Raw genomic sequence first — 17,261 nt, forward strand, 5'->3', positions numbered from 1 at the left:
GTCCCCGGAACCCTGACCTGGATCTGACTGGATCACCTTATGCAGCCAAAATGGTTTTTGGGGCCCGCCATACTCAAAATGCCCGATGCGGCACCACCCACTAGCCACAGGTTGGGGAATATGCGGACGTCGAGTGACCTTCGCGTGGAAGCCTGCAGATACGAAGACTTTCGCTGCTTCATCCAACCCAATAAAGGATGCCCCCAAGTGACTGAACGTATGATCAAGTTTGATAACGTCGAGATTGCCACTCAGGCTTTCGGCAATCCGGCGCATGAGCCGATCCTGCTCATCATGGGCGCCATGGCTTCAATGTTGTGGTGGCCGGACGACTTCTGCCAAAAACTTGCTGATCACGGGTTTTATGTCATCCGATACGACAATCGAGACACCGGCCGCTCGACGATCTACCCGCCGGGCGAACCGCCCTATGCAATGGACGACATGGCTGAGGACGCCATCAGGGTACTCGATGGCTACGGCATCGACGGCACCAATCTGATTGGAATGTCGTTGGGTGGCACGATCGCCCAGATCACCGCACTCTCAAATCCGAAGCGCGTCAAGACGCTAACGCTGATCTCCACCACGCCGGTGGGCGTTGATACCAGTGCTCTGCCCCATACCACCGACGCCTACATGGAGCACGCATCGACGGGTGAGAACGTCGATTGGACAGACAATGCCCAGGTGATCGAATTCCTCGTCAAGGATACCCAGATGATCGCCGGTTCGGCGCATCCCTACGACGAAGGGCGGGCGCGCGCCTTTGTTGAACGTGACGTCAAACGGGCCAAGAACTTCGTCAGCGCCACCAATCATTTCATGCTCAAGGGTGGCCAGACCTTGAGGGGAAAACTGGGTGAGCTGATCGCGCCCCTCCTTGTCATACACGGAACGGCCGATCCGATTTACCCTGTTGAGCACGGCGAATTGTTGGCACGAACCGTCAAGGGAGCGAAGCTCGTTCGGCTCGAAGGTGGCGGCCACGAACTGCATCCCGAAGATTGGCAAGAGATCATTTCTGCTATCGACGCACATTGCGGTCCGTAGCTTGATGGCGTCAAAAAGCAGGGAGGGGCCCGTGCCGAGTCACGGCTACGCCCTTCCGTACATCCTGCTCGCGCGCAGCAGGCGTTGCGAATAGGGGTGTTCGACCGCACCTTTTCGCAAGGCGCCGACATCGACCTGTTCGACGATCTCGCCCGCTTCCATGATGGCGACGCGGCTGCACATGTGCGAGACGACGGCGAGATCATGGCTGACGAGCAGATAGGTCAGACCGCGATTGGTGCGCAGATCCTGGAGGAGATTGAGGATTTCGGCCTGAACGGACACATCGAGCGCCGATGTCGGTTCGTCGAGAAGCAGTACATCCGGATCCAGCATCAGCGCACGGGCGATCGCCACGCGCTGCCGCTGGCCCCCAGACAGCTGGTGCGGAAATCTGTAGCTCAGCGCCGGGTCGAGGCCAACCGATCTCAGGACCGCGTTCATGTCGACCGAATTCGTATCCAGCCCCTGGTTGCGCAGCGGTTCTTTCAGCTGCGAGCGGATGGTCTTGCGGGGATGGAGGGATCCGTAGGGATCCTGGAACACCATCTGAACCCGGCGGAAGAAGGGCCGGCTGCGCTGCTGATTTAACGTCTCGCCGTGGAGCTCGATCCGGCCGTCATAGTTGGCGTTGAGGCCGGAAAGCGCCCTCAGGACAGTGGACTTCCCGCAGCCGGACTCGCCGACCAGGCCGAAAGCAGTTCCCTTTTCGATGGCGAAGCTTACGTCTCGGACGACAGGCCGCTGCCCAGGCCCGAAACGGACCGTAAGATTGTCGATTTTAATCACCGCGCCGGCTCCAATGCGAATTCTTCAAGCCAGGCCGGATCTCGTTTCAGGATCGGCAGCCGGGCAGGCGGATCTTCGATCGTCGGCAAGGATGCCAGCAACCCTTGCGTATAAGGGTGTCGGGCCTTGTCGAGATCGCGCGCCTCGAGCACTTCCACGACCCGCCCTGCATACATGATGAGAACGCGATCGCAGAAATTCCTGATGAGATTGAGATCGTGACTGATGAAGATCAGCCCGAGATTGCGGCGCAGGACGAGCTCGTCGAGCAGGGCGAGAATTTCGAGCCTCACCGTCACATCGAGCGCTGACGTCGGTTCGTCGGCGATCAGCACTTCGGGTTCGGCAATCAGCATCATGGCGATCATCGCCCGCTGGCCCATCCCGCCCGAGATTTCGTGCGGATAAAGGCGGGCCACACGCTCCGGATCGCGGATCTGAACGGCCTCGAGCATATCGAGCGCCTGCTGCCAGGTCTTTGCCCTGCTCGTCCTCGGATGATGGAAGCGGTAGGTCTCGGCAATCTGTTCGCCAATCCGCATGACGGGATTGAGCGAATATTTCGGGTCCTGCAGGATCAGGCCGATCCGCCGGCCCCTGATCGTCATCATCGTTTTTTCGGTCGCCTTGAGCAGATCCACGTCGCGAAAGCGCATCCGCTCGGCATTGACGATCGCGGTCGGTGGCAGCAGCTTCATGATCGCGCGGCCGACAGTCGACTTCCCCGAGCCGGATTCACCGACGATCCCGAGCTTTTCCTGTCCAAGCGAAAAGCTGACGCCGCGCACGGCTCGCACCTGTCCGCCGCCGAAGGCGATTTCGAGGTTCTGGATATCGATCAAGTCCATCATTCTGAACCTCGGGGATCGAGAACATCGCGAAGCGCATCGCCGACGAGGTTGAAGGCGAGGCTGACGAGTGCAATGGCAATGCCGGGTGCTGCGATGACCCAGGGGCTGTCGAGCATGAATTCACGTCCGCTGGCAGCCATCGAACCCCATTCCGGCCACGGTGGCTGCGCACCAAGGCCGAGGAAACCGAGGCCGGCGGCAGTGATGATGATGCCGGCCATATTGAGGGTGACGCGGACGATCACCGAGGGAATGCACATCGGCAGGATGTGGCGCGTGATGATCGCGATTGATGTCGCGCCCTGCAGGCGTACGGCGGCGATATAGTCCGCCTTGCGCAGGCTGAGCGTCTCGGCGCGGGCAAGACGCGCGATCGGCGGCCAGGCCGTCAGTGAAATCGCGATGATCGCATTGGTGATGCCCGGACCGAGCGCTGCGGCAAAACCCAGCGCCAGCACGAGGCCGGGAAAGGAGAGAAAAATATCGGTGACGCGCATCAGGACTTCATCGACGATGCCGCCGAAGTAGCCTGAGACGGTGCCGATCAGCAGGCCGAGCGGGGCGACGATGACCGTGACGAGCATGATGATGTAGAGCGTGGTGCGGGCGCCATAGATCACCCGGGAAAAGACGTCGCGGCCGAAATTGTCGGTGCCGAGCCAATGGCTCGCCGATGGCGGGGCAAGCCGTCCAGCCATGTCCTGAACGATCGGATCGTAGCTCGTCAACAGAGGGGCGGCCAGCGCTACGACGATCAGCACGACGATGATGGCTAATCCGGCCAGTCCAAGTGGGTGCAGGCTGAATTTCCGCCAGCCCTGATGAATTTGTTGCGCCGATGACTGGAACCACCCTCGAGGCTCCGGCGCGAGCAGCCAGTTGCGAAGGCCGCCAGTGTTAACGCTGTCTGCATGCTCAGAAGAGATCGTCATGGCGTCACCGTGTCCTCGGATCAAGAATGCGATAAAGGAAGTCCGACAGGATGTTGATCGTCAGGAAGACGGCGCCAATCGTCAGGACGGAACCCATGACCACGTTCATGTCGTTCATCTGCAGTCCCCGGGTCAGGTACTGGCCGAGCCCCGGCCACCCGAAGACGGTTTCGATCAGCACCGCCCCCTCGAGCAGCCCGCCGAAGGTCAGCGCCATGATCGTTAAAAGCTGCACCCGGATGTTCTTGAATGCATGGCGCCAGACCACTTTGCGGGTGCCGAGCCCCTTTGCCCGCGCGGTGATGATGTATTCCTGGCTCAGTTGCTCCAGCATGAAGCTTCGCGACATGCGGCTGATATAGGCGACGGAATAATAGCCGAGGATCGCTGCCGGCAGGATGATGTGGCCAAGAGCGTTGTGAAACACGTCCCATTGCTGCTCTATCGCCGCGTCGATCAGAAGAAAGCCGGTCACCGGCGTGACGAGACCCTCGTAGAAGACATCGATCCGGCCCGATGCGCCGACGAGCTTGAGCTTTGCATAGAAGATGAAGAGCGCCATCAACCCAGTCCAGAAGATCGGGATGGAATGGCCGGCAAGGGCGATGATGCGGGCAACGTGATCGATGATCGTTCCGCGCCTGACGGCAGCCGTGATCCCCAGGGGAACACCGATGATCGCCCCGATGATCATGGCGATGACCGCCAATTCGATGGTGGCGGGAAAAATCGTCAGGAGATCGGTGAGGATCGGCTGGCCGGTCGTCGCCGATGTGCCGAGATCGCCTGTCGCAATCTTCCCGACATAGGCGAGGAACTGCATCCAGACAGGTTGCCCGAGCCCCAGCTCATTATAGACGCGATCATAAACCTCCTTGCTCACCTCCGCCCCGGTGATGGCAAGCACCGGGTCGGCAGGCAGCAGGCGCCCCATCGAAAAGGTCAGGAAGAGCAGGCCGAGCAGCGTCGTCACGACCGCGACGGCGCGCCCTGCCAGGCGCCGCAACAGGCTCATTAGAGGGTGCGGGGCGGCATCGGCGAACCCGCCCTCCGTAGAACGACGGCTGCTTTCTCGCTTCGATGTCAGATCGGCGCTCGCCACGGCGTTCTACTCCTTGGTCACGTCATGCCAGCGCGTCGACCATGTCGTGTGCCCATGATAGCCCTTGACGTTGGCGCGCATGACATAAGGGTCGGTTCGCTGGAAGAAGATGACGAGCGGGGAGGCCATGCCGCTGTAAATGCCGTCCATCTTCTTGAAGATATCCGTGCGCTTGCCGGTATCGCGCTCCTTCATCGATTGGTCGACGAGTGTGTTGAGCTCGTCCACCTTCATGCTTGTGCGCCAAAGATAATAGCTGCCGAGACGCGCCTCGTCGCTATTGTCGGGATTGTAGGCATATTGCGTGGCGACCGCGAAAGGATCAGGCAGTCGGGCGCCGGAATTGCCAAGCAGCACTTCGTATTTTCGCTCGCGGAAGGCCGGCGTGAATTCGCCTGGCACGAGATCGAGATCGAGGCCGGCGGCGCGGGCGCTCGCCTGCAGCGCTTCGGCGAAGGGCAGTGTCGGCGCACCTGACGGATTGAGCACCTTCTTCAGCCCATTGGGGTAGCCGGCTTCCGCCAGCAGTTGCTTGGCCTTGGCAGGATCGTAATCGTAACGTGAGGCCGCTTCCTCAGGGGCACCGATCATGCCGCGCGGGATCATCGACTGCCAGGGAAAGCCGGTATAGCGCATGATGTTGCCGGAGATCGCCTTCCAGTCAAAGGCATGCTGGAAGGCCTCGCGAACCTTCGGCTTCTGCAGATCCGGGTCTTTCTGGTTGAGCGCGATATAATAGAAACCGAGGCCCGGAACGCTTTCGATCACCATGTCCTTTTTGGTGGACAGGGCGTCGAGGTCGCCGCTTGCGAGGTATTGGCCGACATCGACGTCTCCGGCTTCGAGCTGCAGTCTGAGGTTGCCGGATTCTGGGATGTGCCGGGCGACGACGCGAGCCATGGCCGGCGCCCCGCCCCAATAGTCCTTCCGTGCGTTGAAGATCGCAACGTCGTTCGGCCGCCATTGCGTCAGCGCGAACGGGCCGCTGCCGGCCGAATTGGCAGAAAGCCATGCACCGCCGAAGTCGCCATTTGCCTCATGCGACAGTGCCGTCTTCTTGTCGATGATGCCGATCGATGAGCCGGCAAGCGAATAGAGCACCAGATCGGTGTTCACAGCCTGCGGCAGCTCGATTTCGAGGGTATGCTCGTCCTTTGCCCGAACAAGCTTTTCGACGTTGTCGGGTGTAAAGCCCCAGAGGGCGACGTCGGTGGAGCCGACCTGGCCCATCTTGATGACGCGCTGAATCGACCAGGCGGCATCGTCGGCGGTTACCTTGTTGCCGCTCTGGAAGACCGCATCATCGCGCAATGTCAGCGTGATAATCTTGCCATCCGCCGAGACGCTCCATTGCGTCGCGAGCATCGGCTTCAACGTTTTGAGGTCGTCCGGCGACAGCTGCACGAGGTTGTCGTAAATGTTCGAAATCAGTTCGGAAACCGTACGGGCATTGTTCTGCGCCGGATCGAGCGTCCTTATGCCCGTGAGATTGGTGCCGATCACCAGCATATTGGGCGGCGACGCCGCGAAGCTGGGCTGCGCCGTCATCATGGCGCCGGTAATTGCGATCGTCGTCAGTACCTGTCTCAACATCTCAAGACCTCCCAATCCTGTTGTTTGTGGAAAATAGTGTCGAACTCAGCCGGCCGCCTTTGCGGAATCCTGCTGGTGTGGATGGATCTGGTTGTTGCCGGCGGCATCCCAGCGCTGAAGCAGCCGATGGAGTTCCTCGCGGTCGTGCCGATCGAGCAGCGGCAATCCCGGCACGCGCACGGGGCCGACATCGAGGCCGGAATAGGTGACGGCCTCCTTGACGACAGTCACGTTCGCACCATTGCGGAATTTGGTCCGCATCCGCTCGAACGGTTCAAGCTGGTTGACGATAGCCCTTGCCGCGCCGAAGTCTCCTCTTTCGAGTGCATCGTGAACGGCAAGCGACAAGTGCGGCGCGACATTGACGAGACCGGATGTGAAGCCGCGCGCGCCCGCAGCGGTAAATGTCGGCGCCCAGCTCTCCGCCAAGCCGCAGACGAACAGCGCGCCGGCCGGATCGGCTGCAGCGATCGCTCTGGACAGCAGCATCAGATCGGTGGTGGCAAATTTGATGCCGGCAATATTGCCGTGGTTTGCGAGACGGGTGATATCTTCGACACTGAAACCCTCGGCCCTGACATAGGCGATGAGCGGCAGGGTGGAAGCATCCGCAAGATTGCAGAAATAGTCGATCTGGGACGAAGGTGCTGCGAAAGGATCGACGGGCTGATGCGACATGACGGCGGATGCGCCGATCGTGGCCGCATCTTTCGCCATGCCGATCGCCTCGCGCAGCGATCGGCCGATTGCCGCCGTCACCGGCGCTTTGCCGTTGACGCCTGAAACCGCCGCCTCATGGACGATCCTGATTTCCTGCGGCGTGAGCGCATAGAATTCGCCGGTATTGCCGGCAGCGACAATGTTGTGAATGCCGGCTACCGCCACTCGCTCATAGACTTTCGCCGTGATCCGAGGTTCGACTTCACCTTTGCCGTCATAGGCGGTGACGGGAACACCCGATACGCCTGTAAGCGCCTTGCGCATGGTTGCGATGCTCATCTTTCTTCCCCGTTATCTTTCCATCTATTCGCTGTCATTTCGAAGGGAGGCTCGCTGTCATCCCGGAGGGTGACCCGCCCCGAAGCGGAAGGGCGGGAGGCCCTCTGCATCCACGTCAAAAGCGATGACCGTCCCCGCCTCGAAACGTCCGATGCGGTCCGTCGACAGGCTCGTGACAAAGAGGGTGCGCAGATCCGGCCCTCCGAAACACGGCATTGTCGGTGCCGCGACCGGCAGAATGTAGATCTCGACGATTTTGCCTTCGGGCGATATTCGGTTGAGGCGACCGGCGGATACGCCGGCGCTCCAGTAGAACCCATCACGATCGGTTGTCGCGCCGTCGGGCCGACCCTCGTCTTCCGTAAAGCTGCGAAGCCGGCGCCCATCGCCGAGGTCGCCCGTATCAGCATCGAAGTCGAATGCCTGCAGGAAGCATTGCCGGCTGTCGGAGTGATACATCCGCCGGCCGTCCGGCGACCAGGCAAGGCCGTTGGAGCTCGTCAGTCCGGTTGCAACGGTCCGCGTGCGGCCATCGGCGCTTACGCGGTAAAGTGCGGCCTCATCGGTCTGCGGCTTGGCTTCGCTGATCGAGCCGATCCAGAAGTGCCCGTCGGGCCCGACCTTTCCGTCATTGAGGCGGCAGTTGATGTGGCGCCCGACTGGATCGGACACGAGCTCAAAATCTCCGGAGACGGGATCGAAGAGATGGACGCCCGTCTGGAGCGCCACGACGATTTTGTGATCGCGGCAAAGCCCGAGGGCGCCGATTGCGGCCGGCATGTCGAAGCGGTCGATCTTTCCTGAACCCGAGAGCCGGACGAGTGCTGGCGCCTGAATATCGACGAACCACAAAGTGCCGGTCTCCTCGTCCCATACCGGCGATTCACCAACCGTCAGCGGCTGCTGGATCACGGAACGGACGTCTGGGCGGATGACTAGCGGGGCCGTCATTCAACCGTCTCCAGGCTCTTGGCCAGACCCTCGGCGTCGCGCATGCGGATGGTGCCGTCGTGATTGATTTCACAGAACCCGCCACCCTGGAACGCAAGCGCGACCGGCCCTTCGGATCCCTCCTCGATGCGGGCGTGATCGCGCGGCCGATCCTGTGGCTGGTAGCCCAATCGTGCCGCCAGACCGTTGTCCCACCAGATCTCCTCGGCATCAGAAACGCCATAAACCACCGTTGCTGCGATCGACGGGTGCGACAGGCCGATCCTGACCAATTGCGCCAGGTCTCGGGCGCTGATCCAGATCGCAACGGATCGCTCGCTGTTGGGATAGGTGCCCGCATTGCCGATGCGGATGGAAAGAGAGCGAATGCCTGATGTGTCGTAATACAGCCCTGCCACAAGTTCGCCCCAGCATTTGGAAAGTCCATAAGGGCTGTCGGGGCGCATCGGGTCGAGCGGCGACACGAGCTGGCCGCGCGGATAAAAGCCCGTGGCATGGTTGCTCGATGCATAGACGACCCGCTGGACCTTGTTGGTCCGCGCCGCTTCGTAAAGATTGTATGTTCCAAGCACGTTCGCGTGCAGAATGGCGTTCATGTCGATGCCGCTTGCAATGCCGGCGAGATGAACCACACCGTCGACATCCTTCAGTGCAGCCGTCGCCTCGTCGAGCTTTGCAAGATCGGCCTTGACGAAGTTCTCGTTTTCGCCGAGCCCGGCAGGCTCCTGGAGATCGATCAGGCGCAGCTCTTCGACATGCGATCGAAGGAGCGGGCGCAGCAGAGTTCCTACACGTCCGGCAGCACCCGTCATGGCGACCCGTTTCATCATTTCTCCTCCCATTGTGCTCAAACGCCCTGGAACATGCGGGCGCGAGCATTCAGTATGTGTTTTTTCATCGCATCATGCGCTTCGGTTTCCCGGTGCGCGAAGATCGCCTCGACAATCACCGCATGCTCATCCTGGACGCTGCGGATCTGTTCCGGCGTCCGCTTCAAGCTCAAGCTTCGCGTGACGGAATGCCCGATGGCGAAATGCGGCTTGAACCACTCGCGCAGGGTGATGTGGAACTGGTTACCGGTCGCCATGGCAATTGCGTCATGCAGAGCCTGGTCTTCCTCGGCACCAAGCTCTCCGTTGCGCAGGCATTGTTCGATCGAAAGAAGCGCTGCCGTTATCCGCTCCTTGTCGGCCGGCTGCCAGTTCCGTGCGGCAAGCTCCGCCGCCTCGGCTTCGAGACCGGCGCGGAATTCGAAGAACCGCTGGACATCGGCCAAGGACCCGACCGGCACCATTTTCAGCATCGACGAATCCGGCCTCTGCCTGACATAGGAACCGGAACCCTTGCGCGAAACGACCAAGCCGTCGGCTCTCAAGCGTTCAAGCGCTTCGCGCACGACGGGTCTCGATGCGCCGAAATCTGCGGCAAGCTTCGTCTCCGGCGGCAGTCGTTCGTTCACCGGAAAGTTGCCGTCGGCGATCATCCCCACGATCTTCTCGTAGATGATGTCGCTGAAGCGCGTTGCGCCCCTGTTCGAAACGGCATCGACCGTAAATGTCATTCTGGTCCTTTTCTCTCGTCTCTCGACGCCAGGTCGCACCCTGGCTGTCGCCGACCATGATGTTCAGGGCGGCGCACAGCATTTGACAGATCGAACGTTTTTGATCCTGCTGGCCGTATTTCAGCGGCACAACATCGTATTTCGATGCTGCATCGCTACAAAATTTGTAATTATCTGTCAACTCTTGTAATCATTTGCGAACGTGTCTATGGTTCAGGTCGTAGCGCCGAGGAGGGCGCAGCGGCGGGTCGGGAGCCCGCCGCATCGGCCGGGGCAAAGGCTGCGCCGGCACAAAAGGGAGGAATTCGATGGCCAATGAAATACTGTCGCGTGGTGTCACCCGCCGCGCCGTGCTTGGCGGCATGGCTGGTGTCGCGGCGCTGTCTATCGCCGGTCGCGTCTCTGCCGCAGGTGGCGAAGCGCCAGCACTTGCGCAGCTCGCCAAGGATGGAAAGCTGCCGCCGCTCGCCGAGCGCCTGCCGAAAAAGCCGATGGTCGTGACGCCGTTCGAGAAAGTCGGCACCTACGGCGGTTCGCTGCGCCGAGGCCTTCGCGGTTCATCCGACCATAACGGCATCCTGCGCATGGTCGGCAACCAGAGCCTCGTGCGCTGGAACCTCGATTTTACCGCCGTGCAGCCGAACCTTGCCGAACGCTGGGAAGTCAGCGATGACGCAACGCAATTCACGTTCCATCTCATCGAAGGCGTGCGCTGGTCGGACGGTCATCCCTTTACGGCCGATGACGTCGTCTTCGCGATCGAAGATTGCGTCAAGAACACCGAGCTTTACAGCTCGACACCGGCGCAGCTTGCGGTCGCCGGCAAGCCGGTCACCGTCGAGAAGATCGACGATTATACGGTGAAGTTCACCTTTGCGGCCGCCAACGCGCTTTATCTGGAAAACCTTGCCACGCCACTTGGTCAGCATCCGACGCTGTTCCCGAAGCATTACTGCAGCCAGTTCCTGCCGAAATATAATCCGAATATCGAGGCCGATGCGAAGAAGGCCGGCGTCACCAGCTGGACAGAGCTGTTCCGCAGCCGTTGCGGCGACATAGAGATCCCGTCGCGATGGGGCAATGTCGACAAGCCGACACTCGATCCATGGGTGATCAAGGAGCCCTACGCCGGTGGCGCGACGCGCGTCGTCATGACCCGCAACCCTTATTTCTGGCAGGTCGATACCGAGGGCAACCAGCTTCCCTACATCGATGAAATCAACTTCGGCATCTCGCAGGACGTCGAATCGCTGATGCTGAATGTCATCTCGGGAAAGATCGACATCCAGGAACGTCATATCAGCGTTCTGGCCAACAAGCCCACACTGTCCAAGAACATGGAGAAAGGCGATTATCGGCTGCTGACGCTCGTGCCTTCGGCCTCGCAACAGTGCCAGATCTACTTCAACATCACCCACAAAGATCCTGCCATGCGCAAGATGTTTGCGGACAAGGCGTTCCGGCAAGCGCTTTCGATCGGCATCAATCGCCCGGAGCTCATCGACATCGTCTATTTCGGACAGAGCGAGCCCTACCAGGCTGGGCCGCGTCCGACCCATCCCTGGTATAACGAGAAATACGCGCGCCAGTTCACCGAATATGACGCCGACAAGGCAGGCGCGATGCTCGACGAGGCCGGATACAAGAAAGGCGGCGACGGTTTCCGGCTCCGGCCCGACGGCCAGAAGGTATTCTTCTCGATTGACGTCATTCCGACGCTCTATCCCGACCTCGTCGATGCCCTGGAACTGGTCAAGACGCATTGGGCCCAGATCGGTATCGACATGAAGGTCAACACGATCGAGCGGGCGCTCTATTACACCCGCGGCGACGACAATGCCCATGATGCGGCGGTATGGCCAGGCCCCGGCGGTCTCGATCCGATGCTCGATCCGCGCGATTTCTTCGCTTTCCATCCGCAGGGCTCGCGTTATGCCATTCCATGGACGCTTTGGTACACCTCCAATGGTGCACGTGGCGAAGAACCGCCGGAAAGCCAGAAGAAGCGCATGAAGCTCTTCGACGAAGCACGTTCGACGGCTGATCTCGACAAGCGCGGCGCGATCATGAAGCAGATCTTCGACATCGCGGCTGAGGAGTTCGAGACCGTCGGCCTTTGCCTTGCTGTCGGCGGTTTCGGCATCATCCGCAACAATCTGCGCAATGTTCCCGAGAAGGAGCCGGATAGCTGGTCCTGGCCCAATCCCGGCCCTGCAATGCCGCAGCAATTCACCTTCACGAGCTGATTTTCGTCTTAAGCGCCGTGCCCGACGGTACGGCGCTTTCTTTCAGTTCGCCCTCCGAGATGCCTTGCCGGTCCTGACGGCCGACAAGGCCAGGTGGGCGGCGTTCAATGCAAGAGGCGCCTCATGCTGGTCTTTATCGCCAAACGCTTCCTATGGATGATTCCATCGCTGTTTGCCGTCAGCTTCCTCGCTTTCGTGCTGATCCAGCTGCCGCCGGGCGATTACGTCACGACCTATATTGCGACGCTGGCAGCCTCCAACGAGATCGTCGATCAGAACACAGCGGCGCAGTTGCGCGAGCGCTTTGGCCTCGGCGACCCTATGCTCATCCAATATTTCAAATGGATATGGGGCATTCTTACACGCGGCGATTTCGGCATTTCCTTCGAATGGCAGCAGCCGGTCTCTGACCTGATCTGGGAGCGTATGGCGCTGACGCTCGTTCTGGCTCTGTCGACATTGATCGCTACCTGGGCGATCGCACTGCCGATCGGCGTCTATTCCGCGGTGCGTAAATATTCGATCGGCGACTATTTCTTCACTGCCTTCACCTTTTTCGGCCTGGCCGTTCCGTCCTTCCTGCTGGCGCTGGTACTGATGTATGTCGCGGCGGTCGAATTCGGACAGGATGTCGGCGGGCTCTTTTCGCCGGAATATGAGAACGCGTCCTGGAGCTTCGCCAAGATGGTCGACCTCTTCTCGCATCTCTGGCTTCCCGTCATCATCCTTGCCGTCTCCTCGACGGCGAGCCTCATCCGCGTCATGCGCGCGAACATGCTCGATGAGCTGCCGAAGCCTTACGTCACAACGGCACGGGCAAAAGGTCTCTCTGAGTTCCGGCTGCTGATGAAATATCCTCTGATGATCGCGCTCAATCCGTTCATCTCGACGATTGCCTGGCTGCTGCCCAACCTCATTTCCGGCTCGGTCGTCGTCGCCATCGTCCTCAATCTGCCGACGGCAGCACCTTTGCTGCTGCAGGCGCTGATGGCCCAGGACATGTATCTCGCCGGCGCCTTCGTTCTGCTGATCTGCGCGCTGACGCTGATAGGCTCTTTGATCAGCGACATCCTGCTTGCGTTGGTCGATCCCCGCATCCGGTTGGAATAGGAGCCTTACATGGCCGACATCACCGTTACGAACATTCCGCCGGATCGCGCCGCCGTCGCGTCGCAGTGGCAGCTCATCTGGTGGGCTTTCCGCCGGCATCGGCTGGCCATGGTGGCGCTCGTCGTCACCGTGCTGATGTATATCGTCGCCCTGCTTCCTGGCTTCTTCGCCATCAACGATCCGAACCTGCAAAATGCGCGGGCGACTTTTCACCCGCCGCAGAGATTGCATCTGATCGATACGCAGAACGGGTTCTCCTTCGGCCCGCATTATTATCCGATGAAGCTGACCCGCGATCCTGAGACGCTGGCCGCCATCTTCAAGGAAGACACGACAAAACGTGTCGACGTCGAGTTCTTCGGGCGCGGCTACGAATATTCGGTGTTCGGCTTGTTCAGGACCAACATCCATCTGATCGCCTCACCCGACAAGACGACGCCATTGCTTCTCTTCGGCGCCGACAGGCTTGGGCGCGATGTCTTCAGCCGAACGGTCCAGGGCTCGCAGATCTCGTTGTCGATCGGCCTCGTCGGTGTCTTCTTCTCGCTGATGCTCGGCATCGTGCTCGGCGGTATCTCGGGATATTACGGCGGCCGCATCGATTTCTTCCTGCAGCGGGTGATCGATTTCGTGCTGTCGCTGCCGACGATCCCGATCTGGCTGGCAATGGCCGCGGCGCTGCCACAGGACTGGCCTGCGACGCTGCAATATATGATGATCACGATCATCCTGTCGCTGACCGGTTGGGCACAGCTCGCCCGCGTCGTTCGCGGCCGCTTCCTGTCTTTGCGCACCGAGGAATTCGTCGCCGCCGCGAGGCTCGACGGTGTTCGCGAAAGGCGCATCATCTTTCGCCACATGCTGCCGAGCTTTGCCAGCCATATCATCGCGTCGATCACGCTTGCGGTGCCGGCGATGATCCTTGCCGAAACCTCTCTCTCCTTCCTGGGGCTCGGTCTGCAGCCGCCGACCATCTCCTGGGGCGTGCTTCTGCGCGAGGCCCAGAACATTCGCTCGATCGCCACCGCGCCATGGCTCTTCATGCCGGGCTGTGCCGTCGTGGTCGCCGTGATGGCGCTCAACCTTCTCGGCGACGGCCTGCGCGATGCGGCCGATCCCTACAACAAATGAGGCTGGCATGACCGATATCGTTCCCATTGCCGGCAGGCCGCTGCTCCAGGTGAAAAATCTGACGGTCGAGTTTCCTCTGCGCACCGGCGTCTTTCGCGCCGTCAGCGATCTGTCTTTCTCGATCGAGCCGGGCAAGACGCTCTGTGTCGTCGGCGAAAGCGGATCCGGCAAGTCGGTGACGGCGCGATCGATCCTGCAGATCGTCGATGCGCCCGGCCGCATATCCGGCGGATCGATCATACTGAACAATCAGGACGGCGGCTCGATCGATCTGACCAGCCTCAATCCGCGCGGGCGTCAGATCCGAGCGATCCGGGGCCGCGACATCGCCATGATCTTCCAGGAGCCGATGTCGTCGCTGTCGCCGATCCACACGGTCGGCAACCAGATCGTCGAGGCGCTTCGCCTTCACACCAGGATGAGCAAGGCAGAGGCGCGCGCTGAAGCCATATCGCTGCTCAAGCAGGTCGAAATTCCCTCGCCTGATAAAGCGCTGGATCGATATGCCTTTCAATATTCCGGCGGGATGCGTCAGCGCGCTATGATTGCCATGGCGCTCGCCTGCAAACCGCAGCTGCTGATCGCCGACGAGCCGACCACGGCCCTCGACGTCACGACCCAGGCCGAAATTCTCGACCTGATCGCAAGGCTGCAGAAGGCCAAGGGCATGGCCGTTCTGTTCATTACGCATGACATGGGCGTCGTAGCGCAGATCGCCGACGATGTGCTCGTCATGCATAACGGCGTCGCCAAGGAATATGCGCCGGTCGAGCAGATTTTTCATGCGCCGCAAGACGACTATACCCGCATGCTGATCGGCTCGGTGCTGAAGCTGGAAGCAAAGGCCGAAATCCGACAGGCGCGCCCGCCGCTCGATACGACGGCGGCGCCGATCCTCGAACTCCGCAACGTATCGATGGATTTCGGCGAGGTGAAAGCGCTGGACGATGTTTCCATTTCGCTTCTGCCGGGCGAAACGCTGGGCATCGTCGGCGAGAGCGGCTCCGGCAAGACGACGATGGGCCGATCTATCATGCGGCTGATCGATCCGACTGCAGGTGAAATCCTCTATCGCCGCGCCGACGGCGACATCATCGATCTGGCAACGGCAAAGGGTCAGACGCTTGCCGCCGCACGGCGGGAATTGCGAATGGTGTTTCAGGATCCTTTCGGCTCCCTCAACCCGCGCATGACCGTCTCCCAGATCATCGGCGAGCCGCTGCTCGTCAATGGCGTCGCAAAGGGGCGAGCGCTGGAGGAGCGCGTTTGCCATCTGATGGAACAGGTTGGCCTCGACCCGAGGGCGCGCGAACGCTACCCGCACGCATTCTCCGGCGGCCAGCGCCAGCGCATCGGCATTGCCCGCGCCATCACCCTTAATCCGCGTGTCATCGTTGCCGATGAGGCAACCTCGGCGCTCGACGTCTCCGTGCGCTCGCAGGTGCTCGATCTGTTGATGCGCCTGCAGGACGAACTCGGTCTCGCCTATATCTTCATCAGCCACGACATCGGCGTTATCCGCTACATGTGCGACCGTGTCGGCGTCATGTACAAAGGCCAGCTCGTCGAAATTGGCGATGCGGAGAAGGTCTGCCGCACGCCCGAGCACGCCTATACGCAGGCGCTCATATCAGCGATCCCGCGCCCCGATCCGCGCGATCGCGATCATTCGCGGCGTTTCCGCTACGTCGCGCCGGACATTCTGAAAAATGGAACTTTTCAGCGATGAAAATTACCGGGATCCGCACTTTTCTCATGCATGTCGGTCAGCCCGATCCCGCGAACTGGGCTTCCGACCAACGTTCCGGTGGTGGCGCCTCCAAGCAGTTCGGCGGCACCAGAAACTGGCTTTTTCTGAAGATCGATACCGATGAGGGCATTACCGGCATCGGTGAATGCTCGGGCTGGCCGCGTGTCGTCGAGACGGCAATCCATGATCTCGCCCCACTCCTCGTGGGCGAAGATCCGGCCCATATCGAACGGCTGTGGCAGAAGATGCATATCGCCATGATGGGCCATGGCATGCTCGGGACGGTCGGCGGCGGTGCGATGACCGGCATCGACATGGCGCTTTGGGACGTCAAGGGCAAGGCGCTCGGCGTGCCTGTCTGGATGCTGCTCGGCGGCAAGGTGCGTGACCGGATCCCGATCTATTCGCATGCGAATACGCCCGAGCGAGCGCTTGCCCTCAAAGCGCGCGGCATAAAGGCGATCAAATGCGGCGGTGTCGCCGATCCGGTCCGCAAGGTCGCCGCGTTGCGTGACGCCGTCGGCGACGACATGGACATCGCCATCGATCTGCATGGACCGCCGTGGCTGACGCCTGCGGATGCCTGCCGGCTGGTTCGGGCGCTTGAACCCTATGAATTGATGTGGGTGGAAGATCCGATCGCGCCGGAGAATTTCGACGGCTACCGGCGCATCCGCGACGCAGCGCATGTGCCGCTTGCGGCCGGCGAACGTTCGGCGACTATCTTCGGCGAGCGCGAGCTCATCGAAAAGGAGCTGGTGGACGTGATCCAGCCGGACACGGGCCGGGCCGGCGGCATCACCCAGATGAAGAAGATCGCTGCCATGGCCGAGGCGCATCATATCCAGATGGCGCCGCATTCGGGCTCGCTCGGGCCGGTGGCGGAATATGCGGCTCTGCATCTGCTTGCGGCGATCCCGAACGCCCTCATTCTCGAGCGCCTCGACGATGACTGGGACGGCCGCCGCCAGACGATCGTGCCGCATCCGCAACAGGTTGACGGCTTGATCGCCGTTCCTGATGGCCCGGGACTTGGCTGCGATATCGACGAGGCTTTCGTGGCGCGCTTCCCCAGCAACGGCAATGTCTCGGTGCCGCAAAGTGCCGGCGCCTACAATCCCGGAACCGACAACGAGCATCTCTACGTGCAGACGCGCCTGTCACGCCGCACCTATTTCAATCGCTAGAAGGAC

15 protein-coding genes are annotated in these 17,261 nt (G+C 60.9%); 6 read left to right on the forward strand and 9 right to left on the reverse strand.

Annotated elements, in window-relative coordinates:
* The first annotated feature begins 207 nt into the window (after positions 1 to 207).
* The gene (locus ACD590_RS29745) at positions 208 to 1,053 is read left to right on the forward strand and encodes an alpha/beta fold hydrolase (protein ID WP_439004032.1); all 846 of its coding nucleotides are present in this window, start codon (positions 208 to 210) and stop codon (positions 1,051 to 1,053) included.
* 45 nt (positions 1,054 to 1,098) lie between these two features.
* On the opposite strand, the gene ACD590_RS29750 is transcribed toward ACD590_RS29745, so the two are convergent.
* The 9 genes from ACD590_RS29750 to ACD590_RS29790 are packed head-to-tail and all read right to left on the reverse strand — an operon-like array spanning position 1,099 to position 9,831.
* Complete coding sequence (locus ACD590_RS29750) at positions 1,099 to 1,842, reverse strand: ABC transporter ATP-binding protein (RefSeq protein WP_018444932.1); 744 nt, start codon at positions 1,840 to 1,842, stop codon at positions 1,099 to 1,101.
* Entirely contained in the window at positions 1,839 to 2,693 is an 855-nt protein-coding gene (locus ACD590_RS29755; protein WP_439004033.1) for an ABC transporter ATP-binding protein, read from the reverse strand. Before ACD590_RS29755 ends, ACD590_RS29750 begins: the two co-directional genes overlap by 4 nt.
* Positions 2,690 to 3,625, reverse strand: a complete 936-nt coding sequence (locus ACD590_RS29760) for an ABC transporter permease (RefSeq protein ID WP_018245814.1) — start codon at positions 3,623 to 3,625, stop codon at positions 2,690 to 2,692. The genes ACD590_RS29755 and ACD590_RS29760 overlap by 4 nt, the downstream gene beginning before the upstream one ends.
* 4 nt (positions 3,626 to 3,629) lie before the next feature.
* Positions 3,630 to 4,727 (reverse strand): ABC transporter permease, encoded by a 1,098-nt coding sequence (locus ACD590_RS29765; protein WP_026230448.1) that lies wholly within the window; start codon positions 4,725 to 4,727, stop codon positions 3,630 to 3,632.
* Positions 4,728 to 4,733: 6 nt separating this feature from the next.
* Positions 4,734 to 6,320 carry an ABC transporter substrate-binding protein gene (locus ACD590_RS29770; protein WP_018444929.1) on the reverse strand — a complete coding sequence of 529 codons (1,587 nt, stop codon included), beginning with the start codon at positions 6,318 to 6,320 and terminating at the stop codon, positions 4,734 to 4,736.
* Between the two features lie 45 nt (positions 6,321 to 6,365).
* Positions 6,366 to 7,319 (reverse strand): dihydrodipicolinate synthase family protein, encoded by a 954-nt coding sequence (locus ACD590_RS29775; RefSeq protein WP_018444928.1) that lies wholly within the window; start codon positions 7,317 to 7,319, stop codon positions 6,366 to 6,368.
* A gap of 57 nt (positions 7,320 to 7,376) precedes the next feature.
* Positions 7,377 to 8,270: an SMP-30/gluconolactonase/LRE family protein gene (locus ACD590_RS29780; RefSeq protein WP_439004034.1), complete on the reverse strand. Its 894-nt coding sequence runs from the start codon at positions 8,268 to 8,270 to the stop codon at positions 7,377 to 7,379.
* Positions 8,267 to 9,097, reverse strand: coding sequence for an NAD-dependent epimerase/dehydratase family protein (locus ACD590_RS29785; protein ID WP_193443048.1), 831 nt, complete (start codon positions 9,095 to 9,097; stop codon positions 8,267 to 8,269). Before ACD590_RS29785 ends, ACD590_RS29780 begins: the two co-directional genes overlap by 4 nt.
* Before the next feature lie 20 nt (positions 9,098 to 9,117).
* The gene (locus tag ACD590_RS29790; protein WP_020493434.1) at positions 9,118 to 9,831 is read right to left on the reverse strand and encodes a FadR/GntR family transcriptional regulator; all 714 of its coding nucleotides are present in this window, start codon (positions 9,829 to 9,831) and stop codon (positions 9,118 to 9,120) included.
* A gap of 308 nt (positions 9,832 to 10,139) precedes the next feature.
* On the opposite strand from ACD590_RS29790, the gene ACD590_RS29795 reads away from it, so the two are divergent.
* From ACD590_RS29795 to ACD590_RS29815, 5 genes are all read left to right on the forward strand, one after another.
* Positions 10,140 to 12,077: an ABC transporter substrate-binding protein gene (locus ACD590_RS29795; protein WP_018245807.1), complete on the forward strand. Its 1,938-nt coding sequence runs from the start codon at positions 10,140 to 10,142 to the stop codon at positions 12,075 to 12,077.
* 123 nt (positions 12,078 to 12,200) lie between these two features.
* Positions 12,201 to 13,187: an ABC transporter permease gene (locus ACD590_RS29800; RefSeq protein WP_018245806.1), complete on the forward strand. Its 987-nt coding sequence runs from the start codon at positions 12,201 to 12,203 to the stop codon at positions 13,185 to 13,187.
* Between the two features lie 9 nt (positions 13,188 to 13,196).
* Complete coding sequence (locus tag ACD590_RS29805) at positions 13,197 to 14,318, forward strand: ABC transporter permease (RefSeq protein ID WP_018245805.1); 1,122 nt, start codon at positions 13,197 to 13,199, stop codon at positions 14,316 to 14,318.
* Positions 14,319 to 14,325: 7 nt separating this feature from the next.
* Positions 14,326 to 16,047: an ABC transporter ATP-binding protein gene (locus ACD590_RS29810; protein ID WP_113543087.1), complete on the forward strand. Its 1,722-nt coding sequence runs from the start codon at positions 14,326 to 14,328 to the stop codon at positions 16,045 to 16,047.
* Positions 16,044 to 17,255 carry a mandelate racemase/muconate lactonizing enzyme family protein gene (locus ACD590_RS29815; RefSeq protein ID WP_018245803.1) on the forward strand — a complete coding sequence of 404 codons (1,212 nt, stop codon included), beginning with the start codon at positions 16,044 to 16,046 and terminating at the stop codon, positions 17,253 to 17,255. The genes ACD590_RS29810 and ACD590_RS29815 overlap by 4 nt, the downstream gene beginning before the upstream one ends.
* The last annotated feature ends 6 nt before the right edge of the window (positions 17,256 to 17,261 follow it).

Origin of the sequence: Rhizobium sp. 862_C5_N1_2, assembly GCF_051811205.1 — a bacterium.
Classification (GTDB): domain Bacteria; phylum Pseudomonadota; class Alphaproteobacteria; order Rhizobiales; family Rhizobiaceae; genus Rhizobium; species Rhizobium leguminosarum.